The sequence below is a fragment of the Streptomyces daghestanicus genome (assembly GCF_020521275.1).
Lineage (GTDB): Bacteria > Actinomycetota > Actinomycetes > Streptomycetales > Streptomycetaceae > Streptomyces > Streptomyces griseoviridis.
Genome location: NZ_BNDX01000008.1, coordinates 429,529 through 447,249, shown reverse-complemented (window position 1 = coordinate 447,249; position 17,721 = coordinate 429,529). Strand labels below are relative to the sequence as shown.

The window sequence follows — 17,721 nt, the reverse complement described above, 5'->3', positions numbered from 1 at the left end:
AGGGTGGCACGAGGGCGCGCGGCTGTGCCTCACCCGCGGACGCGCAGGCCCCGGGGGGTGGCGACGAACCCCGCTTCCTCCAGGAGGGTGCCCAGCGGGGAGGTCAGCGCGGCCGTGCCGTTGACCCGCTCCACGGTGACCGTGCCGACCGCGCCGTCGCGCGCGGCGGCCGCCAGTGCCTCGGTGGCCGCGCGCAGCCGGACGTCGTCGGTCGCGGCCGTCTCGGGGTCCGCGGGCCAGGCCAGCAGCGTCTTGCCGCCGCGCTCCATGTAGAGGGCCAGGTCGCCGTCGACCAGCACCACCAGGGAACCCGCCTTGCGGCCCGGTTTGTGTCCGGCGCCGGTCGGGGGCTCGGGCCAGGGAAGTGCGGCGCCGTAGGCGTTGGCCGGGTCGGCGGCGGCCAGGACGACGGCCCGGGAGCCGGGGGTGGAGGAGCGGTCGGGGCGGTCCCGGCGACCGGGGTGGCCGGCGCGCCCGTGGGATGCGCGGGGGAAGCCGGGGCCCGGGGCCGCGTAGGGCGTGCCGCCGCCGCGGGGGCCGCCGGCACCCGGTGCGGGGTAAGGGCCGTAGTCCCCGTACTCGCCCTCGGGCGCCGGGGCGGCGAAGTCGGTGTCGAGCGCGGGGAAAGGGGCGTCGGTGGACCAGTCGGGTTCCGTGGGGGTTCCCGGGGCCGCGTGGGCGTCGGCGCCCGGCGCGGGCTGGATGCCGTACGGGTTGGTGTCCGCCGGGTGCTGGTCGCCGTACGGGCCGGAGTGTGTCGAAGACTGGTTGCCGTAGGGGCTGCCGCCTGGCGTGGGTGCGGGGCCGGTGCCGCGGTCGCGGGCGTTGGCCACCGCGCGGAGCCGGTCCACGGCGCCGTCCATCGCGAACTGGGCCGCGCCGAGGCCCTCCACCACGTAGCCCCGCCGCGCCTGGCCGCTCTCCTCGAAGACCGACAGCACGCGGTACGTCGCCGAGAAGCCGCCCTCGACGCCCTCCGCCGAGACGGCGCCCCGGGTCACCACGCCGTGCCGGTCGAGGAGCGTGCGGGCCAGGGCGTGGGCCCGGACGGTGGTGTCGGTCGCGCGGGCCGGCAGGAGCGACCAGCGGCCGGCGACGGTCGGCGGGCCCGTACGGGAGGCGGGGCGGGCCGCGGCCGAGAGGGAGCCGTAGCGCCCGCGCGGGACTCCGCGTCTGGCGCGGTGGGCGGTGGAGCCCGCGGTGCGGCCCGAGCCCAGGAAGGAGCGCAGCGGGGCGAGCGTGTCGTTGGTCAGCAGGCCGGTCCAGGCCAGGTCCCACAGGGCGTCGGCCAGCTGCGGATCGGTCGCGTCGGGGTGGGTCGTGGCCCGGACCTGGTCGGCGATCTGGCGGAAGAAGAGCCCGTAGCCGCCGGCGAGGGCGTCCAGAACGGACTGGTGCAGGGCCGTGGTCTCCAGGGGGTGCGGCGGGGGCAGGAGCACGGGGGCGTTGTCCGCCAGGTAGAGGGAGAGCCAGCCGTCCTTGCCGGGCAGGGAGCCCGCGCCCGCCCACACCACCTCCCCGGCGGCGGTCAGCTCGTCGAGCATCGCGGGGCTGTAGTCGGCCACCCGGGACGGCAGGACGAGCTTCTCCAGGGCGGAGGCCGGTACCGACGCCCCCTGGAGCTGCTCGACCGCGCGGACCAGACCGTCGACACCGCGCAGCGCGTGGCCCTTGCCGATGTGCTGCCACTGGGGGAGGAACTGGGCGAGCGCGGCCGGCGGCACCGGCTCCAGTTCGTGCCGCAGCGCGGCCAGGGAGCGGCGGCGCAGGCGGCGCAGCACGGTCGCGTCGCACCACTCCTGGCCGATGCCGGCCGGATGGAACTCGCCCTGGACGACCCGGCCCGCCGCCGTCAGCCGTTGCAGCGCGCCGTCGGTGACGGCGACGCCCAGGCCGAAGCGGGCGGCGGCGGTGGCCGAGGTGAAGGGGCCGTGCGTGCGGGCGTAGCGCGCCAGGAGGTCACCGAGGGGGTCCTTGACGGGCTCGGTGAAGGCCTCGGGCACGCCGACGGGCAGGGCCGTGCCCAGGGCGTCGCGGAGCCGTCCCGCGTCCTCGATCGCCGCCCAGTGGTCGGCGCCGGCGATCCTGACCTTGATCGCGCGGCGGGCGGTGGCCAGCTCCGGGGCCCACTGCGGCTCGGCACCCCGCTCGGCCAGCTCGGCGTCGGTGAGCGGCCCGAGCACGCGCAGCAGGTCGGCCACGCCCTCCACGTCCTTGACGCGGCGGTCCTCGGTGCGCCACTGCAGCTCGCGCTCCAGCTCGGTCAGCACCTCGGCGTCGAGGAGCTCGCGCAGCTCCGCCTGGCCGAGCAGCTCGGCCAGCAGCCGGGAGTCGAGGGAGAGGGCGGCGGCGCGGCGCTCGGCGAGCGGCGAGTCACCCTCGTAGAGGAACTGGGCGACGTAGCCGAAGAGGAGGGAGCGGGCGAAGGGGGAGGGTTCCGGGGTGGTGACCTCGACCAGGCGGACCTTGCGGGCCTCCAGGTCGCCCATCAGCTCGACCAGTCCGGGGACGTCGAACACGTCCTGGAGGCACTCGCGGACCGCCTCCAGCACGATCGGGAACGAGCCGAACTCGCTCGCCACCTCCAGGAGCTGCGAGGCCCGCTGGCGCTGCTGCCACAGCGGGGTGCGCTTGCCGGGGCTGCGGCGCGGCAGCAGCAGCGCGCGGGCGGCGCACTCGCGGAACCGGGACGCGAACAGCGCCGAACCGCCGACCTGGTCCGTGACGATCCGGTCGACCTCGCCCTTGTCGAAGACGACATCGGCGGCACCGACCGGGGACCGCTCCGCGTCGTACTCGGTGCCGGACCTGCCCGGCTCCCGGTCGAGGAGGTCGAGGCCCATCAGGTCGGCGTCCGGCAGGCGCAGCACGATGCCGTCGTCGGCGTGCATCACCTGCGCGTCCATGCCGTACCGCTCGGACAGCTTGGCGCCGAGGGCGAGCGCCCACGGGGCGTGCACCTGGGCGCCGAACGGGGAGTGGACCACGACGCGCCAGTCGCCCAGCTCGTCGCGGAAGCGCTCGACCACGATCGTGCGGTCGTCGGGGACGTGACCGCAGGCCTCGCGCTGCTCGGCGAGGTAGCCGAGGACGTTGCCGGCGGCGCGGTCGTCCAGTCCGGCGGCGAGCAGGCGCAGCCGGGCGTCCTCCTCGGTGAGCGAGCCGACCTCGCGCAGGAAGGCGCCCAGGGCCCGGCCCAGCTCCAGCGGGCGGCCCAGTTGGTCGCCCTTCCAGAACGGCAGCCGCCCCGGCACACCGGGGGCCGGCGAGACCAGGACGCGGTCACGGGTGATGTCCTCGATGCGCCAGGAACTGGTGCCGAGCGTGAAGACGTCCCCGACCCGGGACTCGTACACCATCTCCTCGTCCAGCTCGCCGACCCGGCCGCCGCCCTTCTTCGGGTCGGCCCCGGCGAGGAACACCCCGAACAGGCCCCGGTCGGGGATCGTGCCGCCCGAGGTGACGGCGAGGCGCTGCGCGCCGGGGCGGCCGGTGACCGTGCCGGCGACCCGGTCCCACACCACGCGCGGGCGCAACTCGGCGAAGGCGTCGGACGGGTAGCGGCCCGCGAGCATGTCCAGGACCGCGGTGAACGCGGACTCCGGGAGCGAGGCGAAGGGCGCGGCCCGGCGGACGGTGGCGAGCAGGTCGTCGACCTGCCAGGTGTCCAGGGCGGTCATCGCGACGAGCTGCTGGGCGAGGACGTCCAGCGGGTTGGCGGGAATCCTGAGGGACTCGATGGCGCCGGTGCGCATCCGCTCGGTGACGACGGCGGCCTGGACGAGATCGCCGCGGTACTTCGGGAAGACCACGCCGGTGGAGACCGCGCCGACCTGGTGGCCGGCGCGGCCCACGCGCTGGAGGCCGGAGGCCACGGACGGCGGCGACTCGACCTGGATGACGAGGTCGACCGCGCCCATGTCGATGCCCAGCTCCAGGCTGGAGGTGGCGACCACGGCGGGCAGCCGGCCGGCCTTGAGGTCCTCCTCGACCTGGGCGCGCTGCTCCTTGGAGACCGAGCCGTGGTGGGCGCGGGCGATCACGGGCGGGGCGCCCTGGGCCGCGCCCGAGCCGCCCATCAGCTCGGCGGGGGAGTGGTGCTCCTCCAGGGACTCGCCGGTCGCGCGCTCGTAGGCGATCTCGTTGAGCCTGTTGCACAGGCGCTCCGCCAGGCGGCGGCTGTTGGCGAAGACGATCGTGGAGCGGTGGGACTGGACGAGGTCGGTGATCCGCTCCTCGACGTGCGGCCAGATGGAGGGGCGCTCCGCGCCGTCGTTGCCGTCCGCCACCGGGGAACCGCCCAGTTCGCCCAGGTCGTCGACCGGGACGACGACGGAGAGGTCGAACTCCTTGCCGGACGGGGGCTGGACGACCTCGGCCTTGCGGCGCGGGGAGAGGAAACGGGCGACCTCGTCGACCGGGCGGACCGTCGCGGAGAGGCCGATACGGCGGGCGGGGCGCGGGAGCAGCTCGTCGAGCCGCTCCAGGGAGAGGGCGAGGTGGGCGCCGCGCTTGGTGCCGGCGACCGCGTGGACCTCGTCCAGGATCACCGTCTCGATGCCGGTCAGCGCGTCGCGGGTGGCGGACGTCAGCATCAGGAAGAGGGACTCGGGCGTGGTGATCAGGATGTCCGGGGGGCGGGTGGACAGGGCGCGGCGCTCGGCGGCCGGGGTGTCGCCGGAGCGGATGCCGACCTTGATCTCCGGCTCGGGCAGGCCGAGGCGGACGGACTCCTGCCGGATCCCGGTGAGCGGACTGCGGAGGTTGCGCTCCACGTCGACGGCGAGGGCCTTGAGGGGCGAGACGTACAGAACGCGGCAGCGCTTCTTCGGGTCGGCCGGCGGGGGCGTCGAGGCGAGCTGGTCCAGGGCGGCGAGGAAGGCGGCCAGGGTCTTGCCGGAACCGGTCGGGGCGACCACCAGCACGTCCGACCCCTCGCCGATGGCCTGCCACGCGCCCGCCTGGGCGGCGGTGGGCGCGGAGAAGGCACCCGCGAACCAGCCGCGGGTCGCGGGGGAGAAGCTGTCCAGGGCTCGGTGCGCGGAGCTGACCATGCGTCCATCGTGCACCCCGGCACTGACAATCGACTGCCGGCGGTCCCGGCCCGCGGCGCAGGGCCCCACCGTGGCGGGCCCCGGGGCGCGGCCGGCCCGCCCGAGGACAATGGGCGGATGGGACACGGCGAGCGGGCGCGGCACTGGCGCTTCGCCGCGCTGCCGGGCGTCGACCTGCTGCGGGCGCGGTACATACGGCAGACGTTCGTACGGCACACCCACGAGCACTTCGTCATCGCCGCCATCTACGACGGCGTGGAGGTCTTCCACCACGGCGGCGGCGATGTGTCCGCCGGGGCCGGTGAGCTGGCCCTGGTCAACCCGGACACCCCGCACACCGGCCGGGCGGGGGTGCCGGACGGCTGGCGGTACGGGGCCGTCTATCCGTCGCCCGAGGTGGTGGCGGCGATCGCCGGTGAGACCACCACCTTGCGGGGGACGCCGGGGTTCGTCCGCCCGGTCGTGGCCGATCCGCACGCCGTCGAGCTGGTCCGGCGGGTGCTGTCGGCGGCGGACGCGGGTGACGCGCTGGCCGCCGACACCCTGCTGCGGGTGGCCGTGACCCGGCTGCTGCGGCGGAACGGCGGGGCACTGCCGCGCCGGGAGGTGCGGTCGGCGGGGGCCCGGGTCGCGGCACGCGCGCGTGACGTGCTGGAGGAGCGGATGGCCGACCCGCCCGGCCTGGAGGCCCTGGCGACCGGCCTGGGGAGCAGCCCGTTCGCCCTGCTGCGGGCCTTCAGGGACGTCTACGGCATGCCGCCGCACACCTGGCTGACCGACGCGCGGGTGCGTCGCGCGCGCCGGCTGCTGGACGCCGGGACGGCTCCGGCCGAGGCCGCCGCCCTGGTGGGCTTCACCGACCAGCCGCATCTCAACCGGCACTTCACCCGGATCGTGGGGGTGCCTCCGGGCGCCTACCAGCGTGAGCGCAAGAACGTACAAGACGCGCGGCGGCGGCTCCGCCTACCGTCCGGGACGTGGCAGCAGAACAGGCAGCGGTCCCGGACGCCGTAGAACCGGACGCCGTACGACAGGACACCTTGAGAACCGACGCCCCAAGGACGCAGGGCGCCGTGAGAACCGACGCCTCAGGGGCGCGGGACGCCGTGAGAACCGACGCCTCAGGGGCGCGGGACGCCATGGGTACGAGGGACAGCCCGGGGGAGAAGCCCGACTCGGCGGTCGTGCGGGACGCCCTGGGCGTCGGTGTCGCCGTGGGCCTGTCCGGGTTCGCCTTCGGGGTGACCGCGGCGGGCGGCGGGCTCACCGTGGCCCAGACCTGCGCGCTCAGCCTCCTGGTCTTCACCGGGGCGTCCCAGTTCGCGCTCGTCGGCGCGCTCGCGGCGGGCGGCAACCCCTTCACGGCCGCGGCCGGAGCCTTCTTCCTGGGGGTGCGCAACGCCTTCTACGGACTGCGCCTGTCGCAGTTGCTGGCGCTGCCGCGGGCGGTGCGGCCGTTCGCCGCGCAGTGGGTCATCGACGAGACGACCGCGGTGGCGCTGGCCCAGCCCACCCGGCGGGCCGTCCGGATCGGGTTCACCGTCACCGGAGCGAGCCTCTACGCGCTGTGGAACCTGACCACCTTGCTCGGTGCCCTGGGGGCGGAGGCGATCGGGGACACCGACGCCTGGGGGCTCGACGCGGCCGGCCCCGCGGTCTTCCTCGCCCTGCTCGCGCCGATGCTGAAGGGCACGGTCGAGCGGACGGTCGCCGCGCTGGCCGTGGTGCTCGGGCTCGGCCTGCTGCCCGTGCTGCCGGCCGGTACGCCGGTCTTGGTCGCGGCGCTGGCGGCACCGGCCGTCCTCTGGGCGCGGGGGCGGCGCGGACGGGAGGACGCGCGGTGAACGTCTGGATCGCGATCGCCCTGACCGCCCTGGGGTGCTACGCCGTCAAGCTGGCCGGGCTGCTGGTGCCCGCGGGGGCGCTGGAGCGGCCGGTGGTGCGCCGGCTGGCCGCGCTGCTCCCCGTTGCCCTGCTCGCCGCCCTCACGGCGCAGCAGACCTTCGCCGAAGGGCACGCGCTCATGCTGGACGCGAGGGCCGCTGGAGTCGCGGCGGCGGCCGTCGCGCTGCTGCTGCGCGCCCCGTTCCTGCTGGTCGTCACGGTGGCCGTGGTGGTGACCGCGGGGGTGCGGGCCGTGGCGGGATAGCCCCTCGGGGCCGGGGGACCCCTCGGCGTCCGTGGCCCGGTGAGCACGCGCGACCGCGCCGGCGTCCGCGGCGCCGTCAGCCGATGGGGCGGCCGTACGCGCGAAGGGTGCGCAGGGCGCTGATGGCCGCTGCCGGGCGGGACTCCAGGACGACCGACGGCGGTCCCGCACAGGGGGCGGGCCAGCCGCCGTCCTCCTCCTGCGCGGCCGCGAGGACGTCGAGGGAGCGCGCCATCTCGGCGTCGGTGAACCACGCGCGTGCGCAGGACCCCGGTACGCGCGCGTACTCGTGCGGGAGGAGGCGGCGCCGCTCACCGGGGGCGGGCGGTGCCGTGTCGCGGTCGTCCGGGTCGAGGACGGCGAGGCGGTGCTCACGCAGCAGCCGGCCCAGGCGGTCGGCGGTCGCCTCCGCGCGCGGGCGGTCGGGTGCGGAGTCCAGGAAGGCCACCGCCGCCTGGATCTCGTACGGGTCGATGCTCCGGGGTGACTCGCTGAGCCGCCAGCAGAACTCCGTGGCCCGGAAGAGCCAGGCGTGCCACACCCGGTTGCGGTGCAGCAGGCCGACGACCGGGCCGGTGGCGGTCAGCGCGCCGGGAGTGCCGGGGGCGGGCCGCGCGGAGGCCGGCAGGGCGCCGTCCGGGGCGGAGACGGAGGCCAGGTACCGGCAGGTGTGCTCGATGCGCGGCCCGTCGCAGCGCCCCACCGCGTCCAGGACCCGCAGGGCGCGCGCGGTGTGCGGCACCTGGCTGTCCGGGCCCCGCAGCAGGGGCTCCAGCGCGTGGCCGTAGCCGCCGTCCGGGTTGCGGTAGGCGTCGAGCGCGGTCTGTACCGGGGCGGGGTCGCCGTCTCGGAAGTGGTACGCGAACAGGTGCTGGTCCAGTACGCGCGCGGTGAGCCGCACGAACTGCTCGGCGCGGGCCAGCGGGGAGCGCGCCGTGGGCATCGGGGGGAGCGGGTGGACTCCGGTTTCGGCCATGAGTCAGACCGTAGGGCGGAAAGCGGTCTCCGCAGGCGGCCCGGCCCGGGGCCACACCCGGGGGCGGGATACTGGGGACATGCGGTTGACGGTCTTCTGGCAGCGGATGGCGGAACAGTTCGGTTCCGGGTACGCCGACACCTTCGCGCGCGACCACGTGATGACGGAACTGGGCGGGCGGACGGTGAACGAGGCGCTGAACGCGGGCTGGGACGCCAAGGACGTGTGGCGCGTGGTCTGCACGGTCATGAACGTGCCACAGGACAAGCGCTGAATCGTCACGAAGATCGCCGGACGGCGCCCGGCTGTCAGTGGCGTGGGCGAGACTGGGACCGTGGCATCCACTGACGAGACCGGGCGGGCAGCCCCGCACGCATCCCCGGCCGGCCCGACGCCGCCCGCCGGACCCCCGGCGGGCCCCGCCGGGCCGGCCGCCCGCATGCCACGCTGGCTGCCCCGGGCCATGGTGCTCGCCCTCACGCTCTATGCCGTCTTCCAGCTCAGCAGCTGGGCCTTCCACCAGCTCACCGGGCTGTTGATCAACGTCCTCATCGCGTTCTTCCTGGCCCTGGCCATCGAGCCCGCGGTGAGCTGGATGGCCGGGCGCGGCCTGCGCCGGGGACTGGCCACCTTCCTCGTCTTCCTCGGCGTACTGATCGCCACCGCCGGATTCGTCACGCTGCTCGGCTCCATGCTCGCGGGGCAGATCGTGAAGATGGTCGAGGAGTTCCCCGAGTACCTCGACTCCGTCATCAACTGGGTCAACGGCCACTTCCACACCGAGCTGAGACGGGTCGACATCCAGGAGGGCCTGCTCCGCTCCGACTGGCTGCGCAACTACGTGCAGAACAGCGCCACCGGCGTCCTGGACGTCTCCACCCAGGTCCTCGGCGGGCTGTTCCGGCTGCTGACGATCACGCTGTTCGCGTTCTACTTCGCGGCCGACGGCCCCCGGCTGCGCCGCGCGCTCTGCTCCGTCCTGCCGCCCGCCCGGCAGGCCGAGGTGCTGCGCGCGTGGGAGATCGCCGTGGACAAGACCGGCGGTTACCTGTACTCGCGCGGCCTGATGGCGCTGATCTCCGGCATAGCGCACTACATCCTGCTGGAGATCCTGGCGGTGCCCTACGCGCCCGCGCTCGCCGTGTGGGTGGGGCTGGTGTCCCAGTTCATCCCGACCATCGGCACCTACCTCGCCGGCGCCCTGCCGATGCTGATCGCCTTCACGGTCAATCCCTGGTACGCGCTGTGGGTGCTGGGCTTCGTCGTCGTCTACCAGCAGTTCGAGAACTATGTGCTGCAGCCCAAGCTGACCTCGAAGACCGTCGACATCCACCCCGCGGTCGCCTTCGGCTCGGTCATCGCGGGCACCGCGCTCCTCGGTGCCGTCGGCGCGCTGATCGCCATCCCGGCGGTCGCCACGCTCCAGGCGTTCCTGGGCGCGTACATCAAGCGGTACGCCGTGACGGACGACCCCCGCGTCCACGGGCGCCGGGACCGGAACCAGACAGCGGGGCCGGGACCGCTCACCCGCCTGTGGCGCCTGTGGGCCGCCGGACGGGCGGCGGCGGAGCGGCCCGGGCGGACGGGGGCCTCCGCAGGGCCTGGAGCCACGGGAGACCGGCGGAGTCCCGGAGGGCCGGGGGGCGCCGGCGGGCCGGAGGCCGGAGAGGGCCGGTAGGTCCTTCGGCCGGGTGGCGCGGCGACGCCGACGGTGCCGCGGACGGGGCGGCCCGACGCCTTCGAGGCCGCCGCCTCCCAGCCCCCTGGACACCTGGACACCTGGACGCCTGGGCACCTGCGCAGCCCGGCTGCATCAGGGGCGCCGGGGTGCCGCGTGATGCGCGTGATGCGCTTGACACAAAAATCGAACATCCATTCTTATGGAAGCTCCAGCGGCGCTCACGATGGGCGATATGGCTGGCTATCGGCGGAGATGCACCCGAGTTATCCACAGGCAGGACCTGCGTCGGGGCGCATTGTCAGTGGCAGGCGTTAGCGTCTTTGACGTGAAGCGATCGACTCAAGCAAATCGGGTGGAACCCATGGCAGGAACCGACCGAGAGAAGGCCCTGGACGCCGCTCTCGCACAGATCGAACGGCAATTCGGCAAGGGCGCGGTCATGCGCATGGGTGACCGGACGAACGAGCCCATCGAGGTCATCCCCACCGGATCGACCGCGCTCGACGTGGCCCTCGGCGTCGGAGGACTCCCGCGCGGCCGCGTCGTGGAGATCTACGGCCCCGAGTCCTCGGGCAAGACGACCCTGACCCTGCACGCGGTGGCCAACGCCCAGAAGGCCGGCGGCCAGGTCGCCTTCGTGGACGCGGAGCACGCCCTCGACCCCGAGTACGCCAAGAAGCTCGGCGTCGACATCGACAACCTCATCCTCTCCCAGCCGGACAACGGCGAGCAGGCCCTGGAGATCGTGGACATGCTGGTCCGCTCCGGCGCCCTCGACCTCATCGTCATCGACTCCGTCGCCGCGCTCGTCCCGCGCGCGGAGATCGAGGGCGAGATGGGCGACAGCCACGTCGGCCTCCAGGCCCGGCTGATGAGCCAGGCCCTGCGGAAGATCACCAGCGCGCTCAACCAGTCCAAGACCACCGCGATCTTCATCAACCAGCTCCGCGAGAAGATCGGCGTGATGTTCGGCTCCCCGGAGACCACGACCGGTGGCCGCGCGCTCAAGTTCTACGCCTCCGTGCGCATCGACATCCGGCGCATCGAGACCCTGAAGGACGGCACGGACGCGGTCGGCAACCGCACCCGCTGCAAGGTCGTCAAGAACAAGGTCGCGCCTCCCTTCAAGCAGGCCGAGTTCGACATCCTCTACGGCCACGGCATCAGCCGCGAGGGCGGCCTGATCGACATGGGCGTGGAGCACGGCTTCGTCCGCAAGGCCGGAGCCTGGTACACGTACGAGGGCGATCAGCTCGGCCAGGGCAAGGAGAACGCCCGGAACTTCCTGAAGGACAACCCCGACCTCGCCAACGAGATCGAGAGGAAGATCAAGGAGAAGCTGGGCGTCGGTGTGCGTCCCGCGGAGCCCGCCGCCGAACCGGCCGCGGACGCCACGGTCCCCGCCGTGCCGGCCACCGCGGCCACGGCGGTGCCCGCGCCCGCGGCCAAGGCCACCAAGTCCAAGGCCGCGACCGCCAAGAGCTGACCCGTGACACGACGAACCGACTGGGCCGAGTACGCCCACCCGGCCGCCCCGGCGCAGGAGCGGGACCCCCGCCGCGCGCGACGGGGCGGACCGGGCGACGAAGGCTTCGCCGGGACGGACGGTGACGGGCAGGACGGCGACACGTACGGCGGCCGGGGCACGGGGGGACCGGGAGGTCCGGGCGACTTCCGGGCTCCGGGCGGCTTCGGGGACACGGACGACGCCGCGGGCGGCGCGAACGGGGGCCGCGGGCGACGGCGCGCGCGCAACCGCGGGCAGCGGCTGTCCGCCGAGGACGGAGGCACCCCTTCCTCGTCGAGGGCCGAGAAGGCGGAGCCTCCGCGGGACCCGGTCGAGCAGGCACGGGCGCTCTGCCTGCGCCTGCTCACCGGGACCCCGCGCACCCGCAAGCAACTGGCCGACGCCCTGCGCGAACGCGGGATTCCGGAGGAGGCCGCCGAGGAGGTGCTGTCTCGGTTCGAGGAGGTCGGGCTGATCAACGACAGCGCCTTCGCGGACGCCTGGGTGGAATCCCGGCACCACGGCCGTGGCCTGGCCCGGCGCGCGCTCGCCCGGGAGCTGCGGACCAAGGGGGTCGACGCCACCCTCATCGACGCGGCGGTCTCCCGGCTCGACTCCGAGCAGGAGGAGGCGACCGCGCGGGAGCTCGTCGCCCGGAAACTGCGCGCCACCCGGGGACTCGACCGCGACAAGCGACTGCGCCGCCTCGCGGGCATGCTGGCCCGCAAGGGGTACCCCGAGGGCCTGGCCCTGAGGGTGGTCCGGCAGGCACTGGAGGCGGAGGGGGAGGACGCGGACTTCCTGGAGGACGGGGACACGGCGTACTGACCGGGGTGTGCGAGGAGGCACCGGCCGGCGTGGGCCTGCTCCGGCCCCGACGACATCCTCGGGGCCGTCGTGGACCTGGAGGCGGTGGGCCGGCCCGACGCGCCCGGTGGATCGCGCGCGACGCCGAGGACCGGCCGGTGAGCGTCGGAGTGATCGCCGGGATGATCGCCGGGGCGCCCGGGTGCCGCATCCGATCTGCTCGTCGGCGGTTTCACCGAGGCGCTGCCCGACAATGCCGAGGTCGTCGCCGACCCGCCCGGGAGGTACAACGTCGGCACGGTCCGGGAGGTCGCCGCGACCGTGATCCGCGACCATCGGGACCTGGACTACGCCTTCGCCGCGAACGAGGAGATGGCGTGCGCCGCCCGCGCGGCGTTCGACGCGGCCGGCGCACGCCGGGTGCCGCGTGACCGTCGACGGAACCGACCGGGCGTCGGCCGCGCTCAAGGACGGACGGTCCTCCGCGACCTTCGCCAACTCCGCCGGACCGGCGAACTGGCCGTGCGGAACGCCACCGCCCTGTTGCGCGGCAGGCAGACGGAGGAGGTCGCCAGGACGCCGATCCGGTTGATCACCAGGAGCACCGGGACACGGCACCGTCCTACTGCGACCCGGACGCCTGACCGCCCACGGCCCGCACCGGCAGCCCGGCCGCCCGCCAGGCCTGGAAACCGCCGATCAGATCGGTGGCCCGGCGCAGCCCCAGCCGGTGCAGGGACTCCGCCGCCAGACTGGAGGCGTACCCCTCGTCACAGATGACGACGGCCCGCAGGTCGTGCCCGGTGGCCTCGGGGACGCGGTGGCTGCCCCGGGGGTCCAGCCGCCACTCCAGTTCGTTGCGCTCGATCACCAGGGCGCCGGGGACGAGACCGTCCCGTTCGCGCAGCGCGGCGTACCGGATGTCCACCAGCAGGGCGTCGCCGGCCCGGGCGGCCTCGTAGGCCTCGCGCGGTCCGACCCGCTCGTAGCCCCGGCGTACCCGTTCCAGCAGGCCGTCGATGCCCTCGGGGCCCGTAGAGAGCCCTTCTGCGGAGCCGTCGCGTTCCCCGGCGGCGCTCACTGCCAGTCCTCCGGGCGCTCGACCTGCTCCAGGCGGAGGACCGGGCCGGTGCGGCTGTAGCGGCGCATCAGCGGCAGCGGTGGGTAGTAGGCGTGGACCGAGACGGCGTGCCGGTCCAGGGACTCGTTGAGGACCTCGTGCACGTGGTGCCGGCCGAAGGCGCGCCCCTGCCCGGCCGTCAGACGGCGTGACCGGTCCACGCCGTCGGCCAGTTCCAGGGTGCGCCAGGCGTGGGTGGGCAGCCGGGCGGCGAGGGCGTTCTCCTTCAGCTCGCCGGCGGCGGTCACGAACGCGCCCACCGAGTCGGCGTGGTCGTGCCAGCCGGTGCCGGTGCCGGGCGGCCAGCCGATCAGCCATGCCTCGCTGCCGCCCGGGCCGTCCAGCCGGACCCAGGTACGGCCCTGCGGGTCGAGGGGGAGTGAGGAGACGAGGGTGGTGTCGGCGGCGGCCCGGCGCGCGAAGGCGAGCAGTTCGGCCTGGGTGGGCGCGGTGACGCGGGCGGAGGCAGGGGCGGGGAGAGACACGGGTACCGTCCTGAGGGGGTTCGCGTGAGGAACGCGCGCGACGGCGTACGGAACGGTGCGCGCGGGAGAAGCAGGCGAAGTCAGCAGGACGGACGACACACGCAGCCCGCGTAACGGACGAGGTCCATATGGACCCTCCGCCACAGGCGCACATCGGTGTCGGTCATGGTCCGGAGTGAACCATGGCGGCCCGCACCGGTCAACTCACCGTCACCATGCGGACGGTGTGACGCGGGGACGGTCACCGAGCGTGCCCGCCCCCGCCTCCGGCATCTCGCCCGCACCGCTTCCCGCGCCGCCCCGTACCGCTTCCCGCGCCGCCCCGCACCGCCCCGCACCGCTTCCCGCGCCGCCCCGTACCGCCTTTTCGCGCCGTCCCCGTACTGTCTCCCGCAGCGCCCCCGCATCCCAGCCCACTCCCGTACCGCCCCTCCCGCTCCGCCCCGCGACGCCTACGCCCTGTCCCCCGGCGACGCCCCGGCCCCCGAAGCCGATCCCACCGACGCGCCACCCGCCGCGGCCCCCGCCGGGGCCCCCTCCGGCTCGGCGCCTCGCTCCGCCGTGCGGCCCAGTGCCGCCTCGGCCGCCGTGTACAGGTCGGCCGGGCGGACGCCGTTCAGGGCCGTGACCAGGTGGCCGTCGGGCCGTACCAGCAGCACCGTGTGCGCACCGGCGCCCGGATAGCTCTCGGTGACCAGCAGCTCGGCGCGGTGCGGCAGCGCCGTCACCGCGGCCGCCAGCCGGGGCATGACACCGGCGGTCACCCAGTGCCGCCGCTCCCACACCCCCGTACCCGGCGCGACCAGCACCACGAGCAGCGCCCCGCGGCCCAGCCGGTCGCGGAGCCGGACGAAGGTGCCGTCCTCCGCGGTCACCCATACGTCCGTGACCTGCTCGCCCGGTGCCGTACCGACCGCGATCTCCCCGTCGAGGGGCGGTGGTGCGAGCGGTGAATCGGCGTACGCCCCCGGCGCGCCGAGCAAGCCGCGCCCCAAGTGACCGTCCGTGAGCAACGCGTCGTGCCCGCGGGCCGGGCCGCGGACGTAACCGCGCAGCCCGCCGCCACCACGCAGCAGCGGCAGGGCCTGGTCGGCGGCGCGCAGCCGGGCCGCGACCGCGGTACGCCGCTCCGCCTGGTAGCTGTCGAGGAGCGCGTCGTGCGGTCCCGGGCCGTGGTGCCAGGCCAGCGCCAGTTTCCAGGCCAGGTTGTCGGCGTCCCGCAGCCCCTCGTCGAGACCCTGTGTGCCCAGCGCGCCCAGCAGGTGCGCCGCGTCCCCGGCGAGCAGGACCCGGCCGACACGCCAGCGCCGGGCCAGCCGGTGGTGGACGGTGTGGACACCGGTGTCGAGGAGTTCGTACGCCGGGGTGGACCCGTCGCCGCTCCAGCCGGTGAGGGTCTCGCGGACGCGGTTGACCAGCAGCTCGGGGGTGACCAGGTCCTTGCCCGGCGGCAGCAGCCAGTCCAGGCGCCACACCCCGTCGGGCAGCGGGCGGCCGGTGATCTCGCCGGCCGAGGGGCCCGACATGCGCCACGGCGGTGAGCGGTGGAGCAACGCCTCGTCGCTCCAGGGCAGTTCCGTGCGCAGCGCGGCGACCGCGTGCCGCTCCACCGCGGTGCGGCCGGGGAAGCGGATGTCCTGGAGCTTGCGCACGGTGGAGCGGGGGCCGTCGCAGCCGATCAGGTAACTGCCGCGCCACCAGGTGCCCTTGGGGCCGCGGGTGTGGGCGGTGACGCCGGAAGGCTCCTGCTCCAGGGCGTCCAGCCGGCTCTCCACCGCGATCCGAGCCAGGGGCTCGCCGGCCAGCGCCGCGCGCAGCGCGCCGGTCAGGAGGTGCTGGGCGATGTGCAGCGGCGCCGGGTCGGTCTCGTCGAAGGTGATCTCGCGCGTCACCTGCTTGCGCCGCATCGACCGCCATCCGGCCCAGCGGAAGCCCGCCCGGCCGAGCGGTGTCCCGGTGAGCCGTTCCAGCAGGGCGACGGTGTCCTCGGGCAGGACGACGGTCCGCGCCGGGCGAGGCTCGTCCTTGCCGGGGCCCTCGTCGAGGACGACGCAGGGCACCTCCTGACGGGCCAGGGCCAGGGCGAGCGTCAGCCCGACGGGCCCCGCCCCGACGATGATCACCGGGTCCACGGCGCGGCGCCCCCTGCCCGGCGCGGTGTCCCGGCGGACACAGGTGAACAGGACGTTGGAGCAGGGTGCACGATCACAGAACGTATGCAACAGACTGCCGGTGCCCCCGTCAAGCGACCGGGGGCAGTGGCGATCATGCCACTGCCCCCTGGTCAGCCATGCCGACGAGGCTACGACGTGACCGGTCGTCAGGCCGCGACCGCGCCGGCGTTCGGCTGGTTGTCGTCGGCGGTCAGGACGGCGCCGGTCGACTTCTTGCCCTGCCTCAGCCGGCGCTCCAGCCAGCTCGCGAAACTGGTGAGGGCGAAGTTGAGCGCGATGTAGATCACCGCGATCACCGTGTAGCTGGCGATGGTGTTGGCGCCGTAGAAGCCGCTCATCGTGTTGGCCGAGGAGAGCAGCTCGGAGTAGGTGAGGACGGCACCGCCGAGGGCGGTGTCCTTCACGATGACGACGAGCTGGCTGACGATGGCCGGCAGCATCGCGGTGACCGCCTGCGGCAGCAGGACGAGCCGCATGACCTGGCCCTTGCGCAGGCCGATCGCCATGGCCGCCTCGGACTGGCCCTTGGGCAGGGTGAGGATGCCGGCCCGGACGATCTCGGCGAGGACGGAGGCGTTGTAGAGGACCAGGCCCGTGACGACCGCGTACAGCGGACGGTCGTCGGAGCTGACGCTGGTGTACTCGGCGAACAGCGCGAGACCGAAGATCATCAGGACCAGCACGGGGATGGACCGGAAGAACTCGACCACGACGCCGGCCGGGACGCGGACCCAGGCGTGGTCCGAGAGCCGGGCGATACCGAAGACCGCGCCGAGCGGCAGCGCGATGATCACCGACAGCGCCGCGGCCTTCAGGGTGCTCCACAGGCCCGGCAGGATGTACGTCGTCCAGGCCTCGGAACCCGTGAAGAACATCTCCCACTTGGCCCAGTCGAGCTGGCCCTTGTCCCACAGGATCCCTATGACCCACCACAGCAGGAGGGCGACGAGGACGAGGAAGACCACGGTGAGCAGGACGTTGCGCCGCTTGGCGCGGGGGCCCTGGGCGTCGTAGAGAACGGAGCTCATCGCTTCACCGCCACCTTCTTGCCCACCCAGCCCAGGATCAGGCCGGTCGGCAGCGTCAGAATCACGAAACCGACGGCGATGATCGCGGAGATCAGCAGCAGCTGGGCCTCGTTCTCGATCATCTCCTTCATCAGCAGCGCCGCCTCCGCGACACCGATCGCGGCGGCCACCGTGGTGTTCTTGGTGAGCGCGATCAGGACGTTCGCCAGCGGGGTCACCGAGGAGCGGAACGCCTGGGGGAGCACCACCAGGGTCAGCACCTGGCCGAAGCTGAGGCCGATCGCCCGCGCCGCCTCCGCCTGGCCGACCGGCACCGTGTTGATGCCGGAGCGCAGCGCCTCACAGACGAAGGCCGCGGTGTAGACGATGAGGCCGAGGACGGCGAGCCGGAAGTTGATCGAATCGAAGTCGTCGGCACCCAGGTTGATGCTCAGCGTCTGGCTCAGCCCCAGGGACGCGAACAGGATGATGACGGTGAGCGGAATGTTCCGCACGATGTTCACGTACGCGGTTCCGAAACCGCGCATCAGCGGCACCGGACTGACGCGCATGGCGGCCAGCAGGGTGCCCCAGATCAGGGAGCCGACGGCCGACAGCAGGGTGAGCTGCACCGTCGTCCAGAAGGCTCCCAGCAGGTCGTAGTCTTCCAAGAAGTCGAACACGATCTCCCGCGCTTCCGCGTGTAGGAATGCCCGGACCGGTGCGCCGCCCCCCACCCGGGGCGGCGCACTCCGTCAGGC

15 protein-coding genes are annotated in these 17,721 nt (G+C 74.3%); 7 read left to right on the top strand and 8 right to left on the bottom strand.

The window, feature by feature from the left end:
- Positions 1-29 precede the first annotated feature (29 nt).
- Positions 30-5,054, bottom strand: a complete 5,025-nt coding sequence (locus Sdagh_RS11445; protein ID WP_190077946.1) for an ATP-dependent helicase — start codon at positions 5,052-5,054, stop codon at positions 30-32.
- Positions 5,055-5,171: 117 nt separating this feature from the next.
- Between Sdagh_RS11445 and Sdagh_RS11440 the strand changes: the two genes are divergently transcribed.
- The 3 genes from Sdagh_RS11440 to Sdagh_RS11430 all read left to right on the top strand — a co-directional run bounded on the left by Sdagh_RS11440 (position 5,172) and on the right by Sdagh_RS11430 (position 7,203).
- Positions 5,172-6,068 (top strand): AraC family transcriptional regulator, encoded by an 897-nt coding sequence (locus Sdagh_RS11440; RefSeq protein ID WP_189420822.1) that lies wholly within the window; start codon positions 5,172-5,174, stop codon positions 6,066-6,068.
- Between the two features lie 125 nt (positions 6,069-6,193).
- Positions 6,194-6,898 carry an AzlC family ABC transporter permease gene (locus tag Sdagh_RS11435; RefSeq protein WP_189420824.1) on the top strand — a complete coding sequence of 235 codons (705 nt, stop codon included), beginning with the start codon at positions 6,194-6,196 and terminating at the stop codon, positions 6,896-6,898.
- Positions 6,895-7,203 carry an AzlD domain-containing protein gene (locus Sdagh_RS11430; protein ID WP_189420826.1) on the top strand — a complete coding sequence of 103 codons (309 nt, stop codon included), beginning with the start codon at positions 6,895-6,897 and terminating at the stop codon, positions 7,201-7,203. The genes Sdagh_RS11435 and Sdagh_RS11430 overlap by 4 nt, the downstream gene beginning before the upstream one ends.
- A 76-nt stretch (positions 7,204-7,279) precedes the next feature.
- Here the strand turns inward: Sdagh_RS11430 and Sdagh_RS11425 are convergent, their stop codons facing one another.
- Entirely contained in the window at positions 7,280-8,179 is a 900-nt protein-coding gene (locus Sdagh_RS11425) for a hypothetical protein (protein ID WP_190077947.1), read from the bottom strand.
- Positions 8,180-8,258: 79 nt separating this feature from the next.
- Between Sdagh_RS11425 and Sdagh_RS11420 the strand changes: the two genes are divergently transcribed.
- The 4 genes from Sdagh_RS11420 (at position 8,259) to recX (ending at position 12,195) form a co-directional block, all read left to right on the top strand.
- The gene (locus Sdagh_RS11420; RefSeq protein ID WP_189420831.1) at positions 8,259-8,453 is read left to right on the top strand and encodes a DUF3046 domain-containing protein; all 195 of its coding nucleotides are present in this window, start codon (positions 8,259-8,261) and stop codon (positions 8,451-8,453) included.
- Positions 8,454-8,513: 60 nt separating this feature from the next.
- On the top strand, positions 8,514-9,857 hold the full coding sequence (locus tag Sdagh_RS11415; RefSeq protein ID WP_226535033.1) for an AI-2E family transporter: 1,344 nt from the start codon (positions 8,514-8,516) through the stop codon (positions 9,855-9,857).
- Positions 9,858-10,221: 364 nt separating this feature from the next.
- Positions 10,222-11,346, top strand: coding sequence for a recombinase RecA (recA, locus tag Sdagh_RS11410; protein WP_189420833.1), 1,125 nt, complete (start codon positions 10,222-10,224; stop codon positions 11,344-11,346).
- Between the two features lie 3 nt (positions 11,347-11,349).
- Positions 11,350-12,195 carry a recombination regulator RecX gene (gene recX / locus Sdagh_RS11405; protein ID WP_190077948.1) on the top strand — a complete coding sequence of 282 codons (846 nt, stop codon included), beginning with the start codon at positions 11,350-11,352 and terminating at the stop codon, positions 12,193-12,195.
- A gap of 601 nt (positions 12,196-12,796) precedes the next feature.
- On the opposite strand, the gene Sdagh_RS11400 is transcribed toward recX, so the two are convergent.
- The 6 genes from Sdagh_RS11400 to Sdagh_RS11380 form a co-directional block, all read right to left on the bottom strand.
- Positions 12,797-13,255, bottom strand: coding sequence for a rhodanese-like domain-containing protein (locus Sdagh_RS11400; RefSeq protein ID WP_189420841.1), 459 nt, complete (start codon positions 13,253-13,255; stop codon positions 12,797-12,799).
- On the bottom strand, positions 13,252-13,779 hold the full coding sequence (locus tag Sdagh_RS11395) for a cupin domain-containing protein (protein WP_190077949.1): 528 nt from the start codon (positions 13,777-13,779) through the stop codon (positions 13,252-13,254). Before Sdagh_RS11395 ends, Sdagh_RS11400 begins: the two co-directional genes overlap by 4 nt.
- A gap of 80 nt (positions 13,780-13,859) precedes the next feature.
- Complete coding sequence (locus Sdagh_RS36965) at positions 13,860-13,946, bottom strand: putative leader peptide (protein WP_311605579.1); 87 nt, start codon at positions 13,944-13,946, stop codon at positions 13,860-13,862.
- A gap of 285 nt (positions 13,947-14,231) precedes the next feature.
- Positions 14,232-15,911, bottom strand: coding sequence for an FAD-dependent monooxygenase (locus Sdagh_RS11390; RefSeq protein WP_190077950.1), 1,680 nt, complete (start codon positions 15,909-15,911; stop codon positions 14,232-14,234).
- Between the two features lie 188 nt (positions 15,912-16,099).
- Complete coding sequence (locus Sdagh_RS11385; protein ID WP_189420848.1) at positions 16,100-16,981, bottom strand: amino acid ABC transporter permease; 882 nt, start codon at positions 16,979-16,981, stop codon at positions 16,100-16,102.
- On the bottom strand, positions 16,978-17,643 hold the full coding sequence (locus tag Sdagh_RS11380) for an amino acid ABC transporter permease (protein WP_189420850.1): 666 nt from the start codon (positions 17,641-17,643) through the stop codon (positions 16,978-16,980). The genes Sdagh_RS11385 and Sdagh_RS11380 overlap by 4 nt, the downstream gene beginning before the upstream one ends.
- Positions 17,644-17,721: the final 78 nt, after the last annotated feature.